At 30.4% G+C, this 16,650-nt stretch carries 19 protein-coding genes; 7 read left to right on the forward strand and 12 right to left on the reverse strand.

The features are described 5' to 3' along the window. Window positions 1-732 (forward strand): flagellar motor protein MotB, encoded by a 732-nt coding sequence (gene motB, locus H2280_RS00445; RefSeq protein WP_137623278.1) that lies wholly within the window; start codon window positions 1-3, stop codon window positions 730-732. An 11-nt stretch (window positions 733-743) separates the two neighbouring features. Here the strand turns inward: motB and flhB are convergent, their stop codons facing one another. Both flhB and H2280_RS00455 read right to left on the reverse strand, forming a co-directional pair. Further along, a complete protein-coding gene (gene flhB, locus H2280_RS00450) occupies window positions 744-1,835 on the reverse strand; it encodes a flagellar biosynthesis protein FlhB (RefSeq protein ID WP_137623279.1) in 1,092 nt (363 codons plus the stop codon). 107 nt (window positions 1,836-1,942) lie between these two features. Further along, window positions 1,943-2,539 carry a peroxiredoxin gene (locus H2280_RS00455; protein WP_137623280.1) on the reverse strand — a complete coding sequence of 199 codons (597 nt, stop codon included), beginning with the start codon at window positions 2,537-2,539 and terminating at the stop codon, window positions 1,943-1,945. A gap of 246 nt (window positions 2,540-2,785) precedes the next feature. Between H2280_RS00455 and H2280_RS00460 the strand changes: the two genes are divergently transcribed. The 6 genes from H2280_RS00460 (at window position 2,786) to H2280_RS00485 (ending at window position 6,110) form a co-directional block, all read left to right on the forward strand. Then, window positions 2,786-3,070 carry a DUF362 domain-containing protein gene (locus H2280_RS00460; RefSeq protein ID WP_137623281.1) on the forward strand — a complete coding sequence of 95 codons (285 nt, stop codon included), beginning with the start codon at window positions 2,786-2,788 and terminating at the stop codon, window positions 3,068-3,070. Window positions 3,071-3,203: 133 nt separating this feature from the next. After that, complete coding sequence (gene ndk / locus H2280_RS00465; RefSeq protein ID WP_137623282.1) at window positions 3,204-3,617, forward strand: nucleoside-diphosphate kinase; 414 nt, start codon at window positions 3,204-3,206, stop codon at window positions 3,615-3,617. Then, on the forward strand, window positions 3,618-3,977 hold the full coding sequence (locus H2280_RS00470; protein WP_137623283.1) for a hypothetical protein: 360 nt from the start codon (window positions 3,618-3,620) through the stop codon (window positions 3,975-3,977). A 21-nt stretch (window positions 3,978-3,998) separates the two neighbouring features. Then, window positions 3,999-4,145 (forward strand): 50S ribosomal protein L32, encoded by a 147-nt coding sequence (gene rpmF / locus H2280_RS00475; protein WP_002778205.1) that lies wholly within the window; start codon window positions 3,999-4,001, stop codon window positions 4,143-4,145. A gap of 5 nt (window positions 4,146-4,150) precedes the next feature. After that, window positions 4,151-5,137, forward strand: coding sequence for a phosphate acyltransferase PlsX (plsX, locus tag H2280_RS00480; protein WP_337215352.1), 987 nt, complete (start codon window positions 4,151-4,153; stop codon window positions 5,135-5,137). Further along, window positions 5,130-6,110: a beta-ketoacyl-ACP synthase III gene (locus H2280_RS00485; RefSeq protein ID WP_137623285.1), complete on the forward strand. Its 981-nt coding sequence runs from the start codon at window positions 5,130-5,132 to the stop codon at window positions 6,108-6,110. The genes plsX and H2280_RS00485 overlap by 8 nt, the downstream gene beginning before the upstream one ends. Here H2280_RS00485 and H2280_RS00490 read toward each other — a convergent pair whose 3' ends face one another. The 10 genes from H2280_RS00490 to fliF form a co-directional block, all read right to left on the reverse strand. Beyond that, complete coding sequence (locus H2280_RS00490) at window positions 6,111-6,461, reverse strand: RidA family protein (RefSeq protein WP_337215353.1); 351 nt, start codon at window positions 6,459-6,461, stop codon at window positions 6,111-6,113. Continuing rightward, window positions 6,458-7,528 (reverse strand): phosphoserine transaminase, encoded by a 1,071-nt coding sequence (gene serC, locus H2280_RS00495; RefSeq protein WP_337215354.1) that lies wholly within the window; start codon window positions 7,526-7,528, stop codon window positions 6,458-6,460. The genes H2280_RS00490 and serC overlap by 4 nt, the downstream gene beginning before the upstream one ends. Before the next feature lie 3 nt (window positions 7,529-7,531). Beyond that, window positions 7,532-8,701 carry an exodeoxyribonuclease VII large subunit gene (gene xseA / locus H2280_RS00500; RefSeq protein ID WP_137623288.1) on the reverse strand — a complete coding sequence of 390 codons (1,170 nt, stop codon included), beginning with the start codon at window positions 8,699-8,701 and terminating at the stop codon, window positions 7,532-7,534. Beyond that, a complete protein-coding gene (gene ubiE, locus H2280_RS00505; protein ID WP_137623289.1) occupies window positions 8,698-9,405 on the reverse strand; it encodes a bifunctional demethylmenaquinone methyltransferase/2-methoxy-6-polyprenyl-1,4-benzoquinol methylase UbiE in 708 nt (235 codons plus the stop codon). Before ubiE ends, xseA begins: the two co-directional genes overlap by 4 nt. Continuing rightward, complete coding sequence (locus tag H2280_RS00510; RefSeq protein ID WP_337215355.1) at window positions 9,405-10,607, reverse strand: hypothetical protein; 1,203 nt, start codon at window positions 10,605-10,607, stop codon at window positions 9,405-9,407. Before H2280_RS00510 ends, ubiE begins: the two co-directional genes overlap by 1 nt. Window positions 10,608-10,651: 44 nt before the next feature. Next, window positions 10,652-11,062, reverse strand: coding sequence for a peroxide-responsive transcriptional repressor PerR (gene perR / locus H2280_RS00515; protein ID WP_137623291.1), 411 nt, complete (start codon window positions 11,060-11,062; stop codon window positions 10,652-10,654). Between the two features lie 114 nt (window positions 11,063-11,176). Next, window positions 11,177-13,012, reverse strand: a complete 1,836-nt coding sequence (gene dxs / locus H2280_RS00520) for a 1-deoxy-D-xylulose-5-phosphate synthase (RefSeq protein ID WP_337215356.1) — start codon at window positions 13,010-13,012, stop codon at window positions 11,177-11,179. Further along, a complete protein-coding gene (gene fliH, locus H2280_RS00525) occupies window positions 13,005-13,823 on the reverse strand; it encodes a flagellar assembly protein FliH (RefSeq protein ID WP_337215357.1) in 819 nt (272 codons plus the stop codon). The genes dxs and fliH overlap by 8 nt, the downstream gene beginning before the upstream one ends. A 7-nt stretch (window positions 13,824-13,830) precedes the next feature. Next, window positions 13,831-14,859 carry a flagellar motor switch protein FliG gene (gene fliG, locus H2280_RS00530; RefSeq protein ID WP_200281438.1) on the reverse strand — a complete coding sequence of 343 codons (1,029 nt, stop codon included), beginning with the start codon at window positions 14,857-14,859 and terminating at the stop codon, window positions 13,831-13,833. After that, window positions 14,860-16,542 carry a flagellar basal-body MS-ring/collar protein FliF gene (gene fliF, locus H2280_RS00535; protein WP_337215358.1) on the reverse strand — a complete coding sequence of 561 codons (1,683 nt, stop codon included), beginning with the start codon at window positions 16,540-16,542 and terminating at the stop codon, window positions 14,860-14,862. Window positions 16,543-16,650 lie beyond the last annotated feature (108 nt).

Raw genomic sequence — 16,650 nt, forward strand, 5'->3', positions numbered from 1 at the left:
ATGGCTAAAAAAGTAAAATGTCCAGAGTGCCCAGCTGGTGAAAAATGGGCTGTTCCTTATGCAGACTTTTTATCTTTACTTTTGGCACTTTTTATTGCTCTTTGGGCTATTTCAAAGTCTAATCCAGCTAAAGTAGAAGCTTTAAAAACTGAATTTGTTAAAATTTTTGACTATACCGCGACTCAAACAGTGCAACAACAAAATCAAGATACCCATAAATTTAAAGGTTCTCAAGAAGAAAAAGATGATGAATTAAATAAATTAAAAAAAATGACTCTTAATCAGCAAGAAATCATTAAAAAACTTCAAGCTGCACTTGATCAATCAGACAATCAAGAAATACTCAATCTTCCTTCTAAAGTTGAATTTGAAAAAAACAGCTCTGAAATAGAATCTGCTGATATTCAAGATTATCTAAAACGCATAGCTCAACTCATTTCATATCTACCGCCTCAAGTAAAAATTGAAATTAGAGGTTATACGGATAACAGTGAATCTTCTCTTAGAAGTTATGAGTTAGGATACGCAAGAGCTCAAAGCGTTTTAAAATACCTTATGAAAGGTGGAATTAATACTAAAAATATCACCCTAAAAAGCTATGGACTCAATGATCCTCTAAATGGAAATCCTCAAGCTTTAGAAAACAATCGGGCAGAAATTTATTTTAAAGTTGATACACAAGATAAAGACGCTAAACAATCTGTATTAGATCTTATAGAAAAGAGTAAATAAAATTTACTCTTTTAACTATTATTTTTCTTTACTTGCCCTGCTAAACGCCCCTTATTATTAGTATTATAAACAAAGCCTAATACCTCAGCAACCGCTTTAAATAATTCTCTAGGAATCAAATCATCAACATCGCAAACCTTATAAAGCTCTCTTGCTAAAGGAGGGTTTTCATAAACCACTACATTATTATCATAAGCAACTTGCTTAATACGTAAAGCAAGAAAATCAACTCCTTTAGCAACTACACGAGGTGCTTGCTCTTTTGTAGTATCATAACGTATAGCAACTGCATAATGCGTAGGGTTTGTGATCACCACATCAGCTCCAGCAACATCTTGCACCATACGACGCCTTGCAGCTTCCATTTGCAAACGTCTGATTCTACCTTTAACTTGTGGATCTCCTTCCATTTGTTTATATTCATCTTTTATCTCTTGTTTGCTCATCCGCAAACTTTTAAAATATTGAAATCTCACTAAAAAAACATCTAAAACAGCAATCACTAAAAAAGCAATGATCACAATAGAAGCTAAAATAATTACTTTATCTCTAAGCCAATTAAGTTGTTCAACTAAATTATAACGCTCAAGAAGGGGCAATTCATTCATAAATTTCAAAAGAACAACAAAAGCTATACTAAAAACCACTCCTACTTTTAGAAGAATTTTAAAAGTATCTAATATCTTTTTTAAAGAAATTAAATTTTTAATTCCTTTTAAAGGATTGATTTTTCCTAAATTTGGCATAATGGGTTTAGTAGTAAAAATAAAACCAAACTGCATAATATTTCCCAAAACCCCAGCCACCATAATACTTAAAACTATAGGTGCAAGCATGATTAAAACCTCCAAAATACTTTTAATCATAATACCTTGAACTATACGCAAATCCAATTCCGCACCAATAAAACTTTGATAATATCTATATAAATTTGTAATTCTTTGGCCTATAAAACCCATAGTAAATAAAGTAACAGCTAAGCCTATTATTAAGGTTACTATAGCTGCAGCATCTTGAGATTTTGGAACATTACCTTCATTACGGGCATCTTCTATTTTTTTGGACGTGGGTTCTTCGGTTTTTTCTTGATCTTCGCCTGGCATTAACAATCCTGATTAAAATGATAAGAAAATTATATAATGAAAAAGGATGAAATTCAATAAATTTAAGAAGTTTTAAAGAGGGATGCCTCTTTAAAGAGGCATTTTAATTATAATTTGCTTTCGTTTTTATTAAGATATTCAGCAACACCTTTAGGATCAGCTTTCATACCTTCATCACCTTTATTCCAACCTGCAGGGCAAACTTCACCGTGTTCATTTGTGAAAAGCATAGTATCTACCATTCTAATCATTTCATCGATATTTCTACCTAATGGTAAATCGTTAATAACTGCATGACGAACTGTTCCATCAGCATCTAATAAGAAAGAACCTCTAAGTGCCACCGCTTCAGCATAAAGAACATCAAAATTTCTAGCAATTTGTTTTGTTAAATCAGCTACAAGTGGAAATTTAACCTGACCAATACCGCCTTGATTAACTGGAGTGTTTTTCCAAGCAAAATGTGAAAATTCATTATCTCCTGAAATTCCGATTACTTCGATGCCACGATCTTTAAATTCTTGATATCTCTTATCAAAAGCGATAATTTCTGAAGGACATACAAAAGTAAAATCTTTTGGATAAAAAAATACCACAGCACCTTTTGGTCCTATATTTTTATAAAGATTAAAATCTTGAACTATTTCATTATTTCCTAGTACTGCAGGTGCAGTAAAATCTAAAGCTTTTTTTGTAACGATCATATTTTTCTCCTAAATAATAAATTTTATTAGTAACAAAATTATATCATTTAAATCTTTAAAAAATTTTAAAATAAGATAATTAATGTATTTTATTAAATTCTTTGGAATTTTTACAAAACATAATCTTTATAAAATATTAAAATATTATTATCAAAATTTTAGTTTTTTGATTATCAAAATTTTAGTTTTTTTAAGAATAGTATGATACAATTTTTTTCGTAAAATCTCAAATTAAAAGGAAAAAAGATGGCTGTAAAAATTACAGATATTTGTATTGCTTGTGGTTCTTGTATCGATGAGTGTCCAGTTAGTGCTATTGTTGATGATGCTAGCAATCCAGAAGGTCAAGATAGTTATTATGTTTATGCAGATAAATGCGTTGAGTGTGTAGGTCATAATGATCAACCAGCCTGTGCAAGCGCTTGTCCAACTGATGGATGTATAGTATGGAGCGAAGTTGCTTCAGGGCAACCAAGCCGCGATAATATCGGTGCAGATATGAGAAATGGAGATACTCCAGTTTTTGCTTAATCCATCCAAAAGCTAGTTTCTACTAGCTTTTCTTTAATTTTTTTTAAAAAAAATCTAGTATAATTCCAACTTTGCTTAACATAACAAAAAAACAAATTTATTATTTTGGTATTATTTTAGGAGTAAGTTTATCATGGAAAAAACTTTATCAATTATTAAACCAGATGCTGTTCGAAAAAATCTCATAGGTAAAATTTTAGATCGTTTTGAAAGCAATGGACTTAAAATAATTGCATTAAAAAAAATTCAACTTACAAGCGAACAAGCGGAGAATTTTTATGCTATTCATAAAGAAAGACCTTTTTTTAAAGATTTAGTGAATTTTATGATCAGTGGTCCTGTTGTTATTTCTATACTAGAAGGCGAAAATGCTGTCTTAAAAAACAGAGAACTAATGGGAGCAACCGATCCAAAAGAAGCTAAATCCGGCACTATTAGAGCAGATTTTGCAGAAAGTATCGATGCAAATGCTGTTCATGGAAGTGATAGTTTAGAAAACGCAAAAAACGAAATTGAGTTTTTCTTTAAATCAAATGAAATTTGCTAAATGAAAATTAGTTTTTCAAAGATTAATAACACAAACTATCCTTTTAAACTTAATCTTGAAAATATAATTTTTGAAGGAAATTTAGCAAAAATAAATACAAAACTTGTTAAAATAAATGCAATAATGCAAGGTTTTGTTTATAGACCTTGTGATAGCTGTGGTGAAGAATTGGAACTTTGTGTTCATGAAAATCTAGAGCTTTTTGCAAGCGATGGTATTTTTAAAGATGAAAATAATGAATTAAGCAATACCATAGAATTTTTCGATGGACAAATAGATCTTATAGAAGTTGCAATTAGCGAACTTGAAGCTTATTTGAGTGATTATTTTTATTGTAATCACTGTAAAAATAAAAATTAATTAAATTAAAAAGGAGATAAAATGGCAGTACCTAAGAGAAGAGTAAGTAAAACTCGTGCAGCAAAAAGAAGAACTCACTATAAAGTTAGTCTTCCTATGCCTATAAAAGATAAAGATGGCAGCTATAAAATGCCACATCGTGCAAACCCAAATACTAAGGAATATTAAAATCAATGATAAGCATTGCTATTGATGCAATGGGGGGAGATTTTGGGGAAAAACCTATTATAGAAGGCGTTATTGAGGCATTAAAAGAAAAACCTTTTAATGCTATACTTGTCGGTGACTCTAAAATTTTAAAACCTCTAATTCCAAAAGATTTTGAACAATATATCCAATACGAAGAGGCTCATGAAGTTTTTTCTATGGATGAAAATGCAACTGATGCTTTAAAACGCAAAGATACTACAATTTACAAAGCCATAGAATTAGTCAAAAATGGAAAAGCCAAAGCTGTTGTTTCAGCTGGTCATAGTGGGGCAAGTATGTCTTTAGCCACTTTAAGACTTGGAAGATTAAAAGGAATTTTAAGACCTGCGATCGCTACTTTAATGCCAAATGTAGTCGGCAAAACTCTCTTTTTAGATGTGGGAGCAAACACAGACTGTAAAGCAGATCATTTGTTTCAATTTGCTATTATGGGAGATATCTACGCTAAAGAATTAATGAAAATTTCTAAACCTCGCTTAGCATTGCTATCCAATGGAGAGGAAGAATGCAAAGGGAATGAACTCACTAAAGAAGCACATCAAATGATGAAGCAGATTCCAAATTTTATCGGCAACGCTGAAGGTAGAGATATTTTTAATGGAGAAATTGATATTTTAATTTGCGATGGCTTTAATGGCAATGTGATATTAAAAGCATGCGAAGGTGTAGCGACAGCTATTTTTCAAATTTTAAAAAGAGAAGTTCGACAATCAATTTTTGCAAAAATAGGCGCTTTAATGATGAAACCTTGCTTTAAAAAACTTAAAAAACATATGGATTGGCAAGAATATGGAGGAGCACCTTTGCTAGGAGTGAATGGTTGTGTGATCATTAGTCATGGAAAAAGCGATGCTAGGGCGATTAAAAATGCTATTTTTCAAGCGATCAATTTTGGAAAATCCAATATTAACACCTTAATAGAAAATGAATTAGAGAAGTACAATGCCTAAAGCAAGTTTAAAAAGTATAGCTTCTTATGCACCTGATAAAATTTTAAGTAATTTTGATCTTGAAAAAATGGTAGATACAACCGATGAATGGATTGTTAAACGCACTGGAATTAAAGAACGCAGAATTGCTAATGATGATGAACAAGCTAGTGATTTGGGAACAAAAGCAGCCATAAAGGCCATTGAAAGGGCGAATTTAAAAATTGAAGATATTGATGCCTTACTTGTTGCGACTTTAAGTCCTGATTATTTTACCATGCCATCTACAGCTTGTAAAATTGCTGCAAATTTAGGACTTAAAGATGTTACGGCTTTTGATGTTTCAGCTGCTTGTACTGGATTTATTTATTTATTAGAACAAGCCAAAGCTTTTGTAGAAAGTGGTCTTAAAAAAAATGTTCTTATTATAGGAACAGAAAAAACAAGTTCTATTATTGATTATAGTGATAGAAGCATGTGTATCCTTTTTGGAGATGGCGCAGGAGCTGGTATTGTCAGTCTTGATGAGCAAAATACCATCCTTGATGTCCATACAGCAAGTAATGGTAATTTTGGAAATCTTTTAATGACTCAAAGAGCCCAAAAATCTAGCATTTGCCATCCTTTAATGATGCAAATGAAAGGAAATGAAGTTTTTAAAGTAGCAGTGCAAACACTTAGCAATGATGTTGTTGATATTTTAGCAAAAAACAATATTGATTCTAAAGATATAGATCTTTTTATCCCTCATCAAGCTAATTTACGCATCATTAAAGCTGTTCAAGAGAGACTAAATTTAAGTGATGAAAAGTGTGTTGTTACAGTCCATAAATACGGTAATACTTCAGCAGCATCTATACCTATGGCTATGAATGATGCTTATGAAGAAGGACGTCTTAAAAAAGGAGATTTAATCTTGCTTGACGCCTTTGGAGGAGGATTTACTTGGGGTTCTGCTTTATTAAAATTTGGTGGAGAAAATTATAAGCAATAATTAATTATTGCTTATTTTTCCAAAAGCTTGAATTTCCACAAGATAGCCTTCTGCTAAAATGCTTTGAACACAAGCTCTTACAGGTTTAGCATAATCTTTAATCCATTCATCATAAATTTCATTCATAGCTTCAAAATCATCCATATTAGCAAGCCATATTTGAATTTGTATGAGAGAATTTTTATTGGCACCTATTTTTTTAAGTAAAAATTCAATTTCTTGCAAAGCTTCTTGGGTTTGTTTTTTAATATCACCTTTAGGATCAAAAGCTACTTGTCCTGCTGTTTTAAAATAATCATCATAAACGACAACTTGAGACATTCTTTGACATTCATCATAACGTTTTATCATTGATATTTCCTTCTAAATTCTTTCATAAATTCACATAAAATTTGCACCTGTTCTAAAGTGATGGCATTATAAATACTTGCCCTAATTCCACCTAAAATTCTATGACCCTTTAAACCTATTAATCCTTCTTTTTCAGCCTCTTGAACAAAAATAGGATCTAAGTCTTTATTGATTGAAAAACTAACATTCATTAAAGATCTATCTTTTTTATGAGCATGTCCTTGATAAAATCCTTCACTTGAGTCTATACAATCATAAAGCATTGTAGCTTTTTTTAAATTTTTATCATATATTTGATCAAGTCCACCTTGTTTTAAAATCCATTTTGTTTCCAAATCAAAAATATAAATAGCAAAAGTTGGAGGCGTATTATATAAAGATTGATTTTCAACATGGATAGCATATTTAAGCATGCTAGTTAATTTTTTTTGACGTGATCTTTCGATCATATCTTTACGTATAAAAACACAACTCAAGCCAGAAATTCCAGCATTTTTTTGTATACCCCCATAAAAAAGAGCTATATTTGAAAAATCAACTTTTTTAGAAAAAAAATCACTTGATGCATCTACAATCAAAGGACTTTTTGTTTTAGGATAATCTTTAAACTGCGTTCCATAAATAGTATTGTTAGAGCAAATATAAGCATAATCAGCATGATCGCTAAAATCGATATTTGGAATGTGATTGAAATTATCATCTTCACTGCTAGCAACTACTTTAACATCAACGCCTAAAATTTGAGCTTCTTTAATAGCCTTACTTGTCCAAACCCCTGTATTAGCATATTCACAAATTCCACCCAAAGATAAATTCATCGGTATCATTGCAAATTGCAAACTAGCGCCTCCATGCAAAAAGAGAACTTCATAATCATCATCTAAACCATAAATTTCTTTTGCTCTTTCCATAGCTCCAAAATGTATTTCTTCAAAAACTTTAGAGCGATGTGAAATTTCCATAATAGAATATCCCTTGCCTTGATAATCACATAATTCATTTCTTGCATGCTCTAAAATTTCCAAAGGTAAGGTAGAAGGACCTGCACTAAAATTAATCTTTCTCATCTTTCACTCCTCTAAAATTTTTGCTTGTTTTTGCACAGTTTGAGAGCTTAAAAGCACGGTATCACCATCTTTTAAATCTTGCAATTTTACTATTTTACCATTTTGACTTAATGAAATTAAATTTTCACTTTTTTTAAAAAAATTTTCATGCTGAAAAAAAGAATTTTCTATTTTTTCCAATTTTAAATTTGCTTTTTCTAATTTATTTTTAATTAAAAGCTTGATTTGTTTCATTAAAAGTGAAATTTGATCTTGTTTATCCCCTATAGTTTTTTTTAAAGATTTAGCTTTAAAAATTTGATACAAATTTAAAAGCAAGTCTTGGTAATTTTGCATCTTTTGATTCATCGTTTTTCTAAAATTTTCTTCTAAATTATCCAAATTTTGCTCTAAATCTAACTTAGAATAAAATAAAAAATCTATCGCTGCCGAAGGAGTTGGCGCTCTAAAATCAGCAACAAAATCACTAATAACATAATCAATCTCATGTCCAATAGCTGAAACAATAGGGGTTTTAGCTTTAAAAATTTCTCTTGCTAAATTTTCATCATTAAAGCAAAAAAGATCTTCTCGACTGCCACCTCCTCTAGCTATAATAAGAATATCAAGATCCATAGCATCGGCTTTTCTTAAAGCATTGATTAAAGAGTTTGGCGCTGTATTGCCTTGGGTTAAAGCATTAAAAATATAAATTTTGGCCAAAAAATATTCTTTTTGATCAATAAGCTTTAACATATCTTGTAAAGCCGCTGAAGTTTTTGAAGTGATGATTCCTACTTTTTTTGGAAATTTGGGCAAAGCTTTTTTATGGATACTATCAAATATACCCTCGTTTTGCAATTTTTCTTTTAGGGCAATGAATTGACTTTCTAAATCACCAAATCCAGATTTTTTCATATTATTAGCAACAAATTGGTACCTTCCGCTTTCAGGATACAAACTAACATTGCCAACCAATTCTAGCAAATCCCCTACTTCGGGCTTAAAATGAACTTTTAAATTATTATTTTTAAACATAACGCAAGCTATGCTTGATTTTTCATCTTTTAAATCAAAATACCAATGTCCTGAACCATGTATAGTGATTTTTGAAATTTCACCACTAAGCACAATATCAACAAAATGCGTTTCTAATAAAGCCTTAGCTTTTAAATTTAATTCACTTGGAGTCATAATTTTTTAGCTATAAACATTGAACTAACACCAAAACTAAAGCTTTTAAAATCTATCATTTCAAAACCAGAGTCACTCAATTCTTTTATAAATTCTTCCTTGCTTAAAAATTCATCAATAGAATTAGGCAAATACTCATACGCGCTTTTATTTTTACTGATAATTCCACCTAAAGTTGGTAAAATATTTTTCAAATAAAAATCCCTCAGAGTTGCTATAAATCCGCCTTTTTCTCTTTTTGTAAATTCTAAAATAACAAAAATTCCGCCTTTTTTCAAGACTCTAAAAAATTCATTTAAAGCTTGTTTCCTCTCTACTACATTGCGAATTCCATAACTTATACTTACGATATCAACGCTTTGACTCTCTAAAGGTAAATTTTGAGCCTTTGCTTGTATAAAATCAATGTTTGGAAATTTTTGCTTAGCAATCTCTAGCATACCTTCGCTTGGATCAATGCCTTTAATGCTTGCAATATTTTTAGAAAGCATCTTAGCTTTTTCTTGCCATATAGCGATCATATCGCCTGTTCCGCAAGCAACATCAACTATATTGATAAAATCAGGTTTGTAATACTTTAAAACCTTTTTGCAAGCGAATTTACGCCAACTTATATCAACCCCAAAACTTAAAATTCTATTGGCTTTGTCGTAACTTGGAGCAATTTCATTGAACATTTCTATGATTTTATCTTGTTTTTGCATTAATACCCTTTATAAATTTTTAATCCTTTATTTGATCGAGAGATTAATTTAAAGAATTTTTCTCTTTTTTTAATCATTTTTGCAATCATTTTTTCTTTAGTTTCAAAAAGAAAAAATTTTTCATTGAGCTTATTTAAAGATTTTATATCAAAAAAATTGCAAAAATATTCTAAAAAAATTAACAATTCTGAAAAACTCCTTGAAAATTTTTCATTCTCAAAATTTTTCAATAAATTTTTTTTAAAAAAAATCAGCTTTTTTCTAAATTCATTAGCTAAAATTTGTTTAAAAAGTTTATCCTTTTGCAAACCCTCATAAAAAGAATTTTCTTTTATAAAAAAATCAAAATCACTAAACAAACTTTGCAAATTTTCACTGCTTAAAAATAAAAGCAATTCTTCAAGATTTTCATCTTTTTGAAAAAAAATATTGCATTTTTCGACAATTTCTTGAAATCTTAAAGATAAATTTGTATTTAAATTCTTATCAAAAATTTCTTCTGTGTCTAATAAAACTATATTAATTTTATCAGCATAAGAAATAAACTCGTAAAAATATTCTTCTTTTTTCTTATCTAAAGCCAAATTCCAATAAAATTTTAACTTTTTAAAAAGATAAAATAGGAAAATTCTATAACCCTCAAAAGCATTGATTAAGCCTGAAAATTTTAAATCAAAAGTCTGATTTTTTTCGATACTCTTAAAATATTTTTCTATATTAATTTGTTCAAAATCACAACCATAAAGAGTTATAAATTTAGAATCCAAAATATAATCAAATTCCTTTTGAATTTTAAACTCATAAGGCAAAGTAAAACGATTTGCTTCATCTAAGGTTGGAAAAAAAATTTTCAAAATATAAATTTTAGATTTATTATAAACTTCAATAAAGCTTTTTAAAGAACAAAATTTAAACTCGTAACGTTTCTTTTTGATACTCTTTCCTATACTTTTTTTACGAGCTTTTTCAAATTCTTTTTTTGATATTTGTTTTTCTTGATTTTGTTCTAAAATTTTATCATTGGTTTCTATAATTTTGTAATAAAAACCATCAACACTCTTAAATTTGATACTTTGAGAATGGGTTATTTTAGTATAAAAAATCTCAAGTTCGTGAATTTTAAACAAAACACCATCTCCTTGAAGATTTTTTAAAAGTGTGGCATCAGGAAGTAAAAAATTTTTTTGAATTTCATATACCATTAAAATAACCTTTAAATTAATAGGTTATTTTAACTTTATTTTCCTTAATGACACTTTTTGCAACTATCAATATAGGTGCAAACCGCTAAATAGTTGATCAAGCTTCCTATTTTCTTTTCTAAAAATTCTTGATACTCTTTAAGTTTTACATCCTTAAAACTAAGATCTTCTATATTCCCACATTTAGAACAAACAATGTGCATATGTTCTTCTTCATAAATGTCATAACAAGTTTTTTGATTTAAAGCATTGATTTCAACAACTAAACCTTGCTCTCTTAAAGTATTTAAATTCTTATAAACTGTAGCAAGCGATATGGAAGGATATTCTTGCTTGATTTCCTCATAAAGCTCTTCAATATTTGGATGTTCATGTCTTTTTAAAATCTTTAAGATACATAATCTTTGTGGAGTAGCTTTTAAATCATGCTTTTTAAGCATTTGTAATATTTCCATTATCAACAATCCTTAAAAATTTATGATGAAAGGAATGATAATAAAATTTTCATTAAAAGAAGTTTATATCAAATAATATTTTTTATCAATTAATAAAATAAAATTTATTTATCATTATAAATAAATCTTTATTTTTTCCACTATGCTTTTAACATCGAGTTTTAACTTTTTCTCTACTTCGCTTGTCTTTCCGTGTTCAATAAATTCATCTTCATATTCAAAAGAAATGATTTTAATGTCTAAATTGTATTTTTGAATAAAGCTTTGCAATAAACTTGCTACTCCACCAATTTTAGCATTTTCACTAAATACAAACCAAATTTTACTTTTTTGTGCCAAATCTTTTAAAAGCATCTCATCCAAAGGTTTAGCAAAAATCAAATCAATTAAATTAATTCTTTCTTGCATTTCATTTAAAACTTGCCAAGCTTTGCCCACGCCTTGCCCATAACCTATAAAAGCGATTTTACTTTGTTCATTTTTTATCAACCATTGTGCTTTACCTAACTCTATCTTAGAAGGAGAAAATTCTTGATTTAAGATAAAACTACCCCTAGGATAACGAAAAGCTAAAGGTCCTTGATGATGATAAGCATATTTCATAATATTTTCCATCATCAACTCATCTCTAGGAGCAACAAGGGTTAAATGAGGCAAAGGCGCTAAAAAACTCACATCAAAAACGCCTTGGTGAGTTTCTCCATCTTCGCCCACTATACCAGCTCTATCCATAGCAAAAACAACATTTAAATTCATAATGGCACAATCATGAATCACTTGATCATAAGCACGCTGTAAAAAAGTACTGTATATAGCTATAAAAGGTTTAAATCCTTCTCTTGCCATAGCTGCCATAGAAGTCACTGCATGCTGTTCAGCAATGGCAACATCCCAAAATCTTTGAGGATATTTCTCAATTAATTTATCAAGCCCTGTTCCACTAGGCATAGCAGCTGTAACACCTACGATATTTTCATATTTTGAAGCTAATTCTAATAATTTTTGAGAAAAAATTTCAGTTGCACTTTTAGTAGAACTTTTTTTCAAAGCCTCGCCGCTATCAATATCAAAAGCTCCCACCCCATGCCATTTAGAATGCTGACCCTCTGCTAAAGCATAACCCTTACCTTTTAAAGTTTGAGCGTGAATTACACAAGGTTTTTGCATTGCCTTTGCTTGCTTTAAAGCAGAAATAATCTCTGCTAAATTATGCCCATTAATAGGCCCTATGTATTCAAGTCCTAATTCTTCAAACAAAAGCCCAGGAGTGATCAATCTAAAACTTTCCTCAAAACGCTTAGCCATATAGGTTGCAGAATCTGGTAAAACACCCAACATTTTTGCAACTCGTTTTTTAAAATTTTGATAAAACTGTGTCGCCATTGCTTGAGAAAGATATTTTGAAATCGCACCTATTGGTTTTGAGATACTCATCTCATTATCATTTAAAATTACAACGCAAGGAAATTTAGAATCCCCTAACTCATTTAAAGCCTCATAAGCCATTCCTGCACTTAAAGCTCCATCGCCTATGAGTGCCACAGGGATACGTTTTTCACCCTTTAAAGCTATAGCTTTACAAGCCCCAACCGCTAAAGAAAGAGATGTGCTAGAATGTCCCGCAATAAAATAGTCTCCCTCGCTAGGCTTTGTATAACCGCTTAATCCATCAACTTGTCTTAGAGTATGAAAAATTTCTTCTTTTCCGCTTAAAAGTTTATGGGTGTAAGATTGATGAGAAACATCAAAAATAAAAGGATCGGTTTTTGCATCAAAAACCGTATGCATAGCTATTGTTAATTCCACCGCTCCCAAATTAGAACTTAAATGCCCCCCATTTTTAGAGACAACTTTTATAATTTCTTCCCTAATTTTTTGAGCTAAATTTTCAAGTTCATTAATACTTAAAGATTGTAATTTTTCTTGAGTATGAGTAAAAATTTTATTCATTATTGATCATCTTTTTAATTTTAGTCAAACGAGAATTTAAATTAGACTCTATATTTCCAGCATCACTTAAGATAATCACACTTCCTTTACTAATAGCATCATCAAGATTTATTTTTATGTGTTTAAATTCACTAAAATGCTCTTTTAGATAATCATAATCATTAGAATTAACCTTAATTTCAATCGCACTAGCCCCTTTTAATTCACTCACTAAATTTTGAGCTAAAGCATACGCGATTTTGCTAGAATTATTTTCAAGTTCTTTAATAATAACTTCCTTAGCTATATCTATAGCTGTATCAGCTAATTCTTTTTCATTTTTTTCTATAAAAGAATCTAATTTTATACAAGCTTCATCAAGCTTGGCAATGCTTTTTAAATATTTATCTTTTAATTCATCTAATTCTTTTTGGAATTCTATCTTAGCTTTTTCGTATCCTTCTTTTGAAAATTTTTCTTTAGCATTTTCAAGTTCAGAATTTAAACGATTGTTAAATTCATTTTCTTGACTTTCAATTTGCATTTGAAGTTTTATAATATTGCTTGACATTTCATCAGTTTTCTTAAGTAAATCCTCTACAAAACTTGGTTGAAAAGCAGGTATTGTATTGGATTCATTTTGTATAGGTTCTAAATTGGACACTTCTTCTTGTTTTAATTCTGGCGTTATAGGAGTGGGGATTGCTTTCTCATTTTCTTGAGTATTTTTCTCTACTTTATTATCAAATTCTGAAATAACCTTAAAATGATAACCTTCAACAACATGCTGTTCTGAAGTTGCACCCGAAATAACATTACTACGACTAGCCATTTTCTACCTACTCTATCATTTCATCAGCATCGCCTGTTTGAACTAGGCCTTGCTCTGCTAATTTTTGAACCACTTCAACCACTTTTCTTTGCGCATCTTCAACATCTTTCACACGCACAGCTCCCAAAAATCCCATTTCTTCAAGAAAAGCTTCACTCGCACGTGTAGACATATTTGCTAAGAATTTTTGCTTTAATTCTTCACTAGCTCCTTTAAGACCTATCATAAGATCTTTTTTATCTGCTACTTTTAAAATTTCTCTTATTGCTTGAGTGCTGAGTTTTTGTATATCATCAAAAGTAAACATAAGTTCTTTAATAGTTTCAGCCAATCTCTCATCACTTTGTTCGATATAAGTAATTGTAGATTTAGAAGCCTTTTGACCCAAGCGATTAAGCACTTCAGCCACGGCTCTTGGACCACCCACTTCAACTTTATAAGAAGTAAGACTTTCAAGCTTGCTTTCCAATACAGCAGAAACCCTTTTAATAATGCTTGGAGAAATATCCCCAAGATTTGCCATTCTGATCACAACTTCAGCTCTTAATTCATCACTAAAATACTCTAAAGTTTCCGCAGCATGAATTGAATCCATGTGTGCTAAAATAAGAGCAATAGTTTGTGGGTGTTCTTTTACAATAAAATCAGCAAGTTGCTGAGGTTTAATTTGTGCCAAATAAGCAAAATTCTGATTATTTTCCATACTTTTAGTAAGTTTTTCAAGAATTTTATTAGCAATTTCAGGACCAAAAGTACGAAATAATATTTCTTTAGCGTATTCTAAACCGCCACTTTTAATGTATTGATTAGATTGAAGTAAGGTATAAAATTCTTCCAAAACAGCTGTTGCTACAGATCTATCAACATTTTTTGCCATAGCAATATATCGTGAAATTTCTGTAATAACATCAATTTCCATATGCGAAAAAACAGAAGTTGTAGCATCTTCACCAAGCTGTATAAGAAAAATCGCTACCTTTTCAGGCATCGATAAATCATCATAAACCATTTTTTGTTCTTCACTAAGCTTGATCATCTATATATCCTTATCACCAAATTCACTATCATTTTGAATTAAATTCTGTAAAAGCACAGCAATTTCTTCACCCTTATCACTTACCAAACCTCTTAATTTTTCAAGTAAAACCTCATATTGGATAGTATCTTCATTAAAGCTATCTCCAAAACCAAGTTGTTCTTCAACCTTTTTCCTAGCCATATTGAATTTTTCCAATGCATCTTCAGCCTCATCTATAATTGCATTAACCCCACCCTCTTGAGCTTCCTCTTGAGCGGCCATATCCTCAAGCATTTTTTGTGTAAATGGCGTAATGACTTTTTTGTAAAAAATAAAAAGCAAAATCGCTGCAATAAAATACTTAACAGGCGGAATGAAAGGCTCAACAAAACGATTGTAAAAGGTTTTAACCTTGCTTTCAACCCTAACAGTCTCGCGATGGAATGGTAAATTTTGCACCACAACACTATCACCTCTAGCTTGATTGTAATTAATAGTGCTTTTAACGATACTTTCTATACTAGCTAGTTCTTGTTTTGTGAGAGGAACATATTCACTTTTAACATCTCCATTTGCATCAACAACATCTTGATATTTTCCATCAATCGTAACCGCAGCTGAAGTTCTAATAATGGTTGCAAATTGTTTTTTTGTATTGGTAATTGTTTTTGAAATTTCATTATTGGTTGTAACTTGATTTTTCTTATAAGTATCAATTTCTCCCTTATTATCAAGCCCTTCAACAGGACCTGTATTTGAAACCGCACCTGGAACACCTTGAACTTCACGATCTTTTCTTCCGGTTCTTTCTTCATTTAAAGTTTGCTCACTTCTTACAACAGTATTTGGATCATAAATTTCACTTTGAGATTCTTGTTTAGAAAAATCAAAATCTATATTTACACTTACCTTTACCTTATCTGTCCCTCCTGCAAAAGGAGCTAAATTCTCTATAATTTTATCCTCTAAGGCTTTTTCTTGATCGCTTTTATATTTGATCTGCTCTCGAACTAAATCATCACTGTTATCTTTATCATCTAAAGGAATACCTCTTTGATCACTGATTTTAATATTGTCTTTTTTAAGATTTGCAACTGCAGCCGAAACGATATTTTTAATCCCATCAATTTGCTTTGCCGTAAGCCTTAAACCTTCTTTAACATTAACTACTACTGAAGCGGTTGGCGGAATCTGTCTTTCTGTAAAAACAGAATCTTTTGGAATAGCTATATGCACGACTGCACTACGAATAGGCTCTAAAGTTTCAATCGTTCTTGATAGTTCTCCTTCAAGGGCTCTTCTATACTTTATAGCGATATCTTGATCGGTTGCACCAAATTGCTGTTGATCAAAAGCTTCAAAACCTATACGACTATCCTTAATAAGTCCTTCGCTTGCAATGAACATTCTTTGGCGATAAACCTGATCTTTAGGAACTAAAATTTTATTTTCACTAGCAAGTTTGTAAGGGATATTGTTTTGCTCAAGCTTAGCTACAATAGCAGCTGAAGAGCTAGGACTAACATTTTCTACTAAAACTGCATATCCATCACTGGAACCACTTCCACCTCCGCGAAATAATGCTAAAAACACTAAAAAACCTACAACAACCACTATAGATGCAGCAATAACAATCAATTGCTTACGAGTTAATTTTTGAAAAAGTTGTCCGATTTGGTGTAGCATTTCTTTAAAATCCATTAATTTCCAGTCCCCAGCTTAATGATTTTTATATTTTCAATTCTTTAAATTTCAATAAAATCAGCAAATTTTATCAATTTTAATATAATTTTACCAAATTTATTTATT

The sequence above is a fragment of the Campylobacter sp. 2457A genome, assembly GCF_020135895.1.
Taxonomy (GTDB): domain Bacteria; phylum Campylobacterota; class Campylobacteria; order Campylobacterales; family Campylobacteraceae; genus Campylobacter_D; species Campylobacter_D taeniopygiae.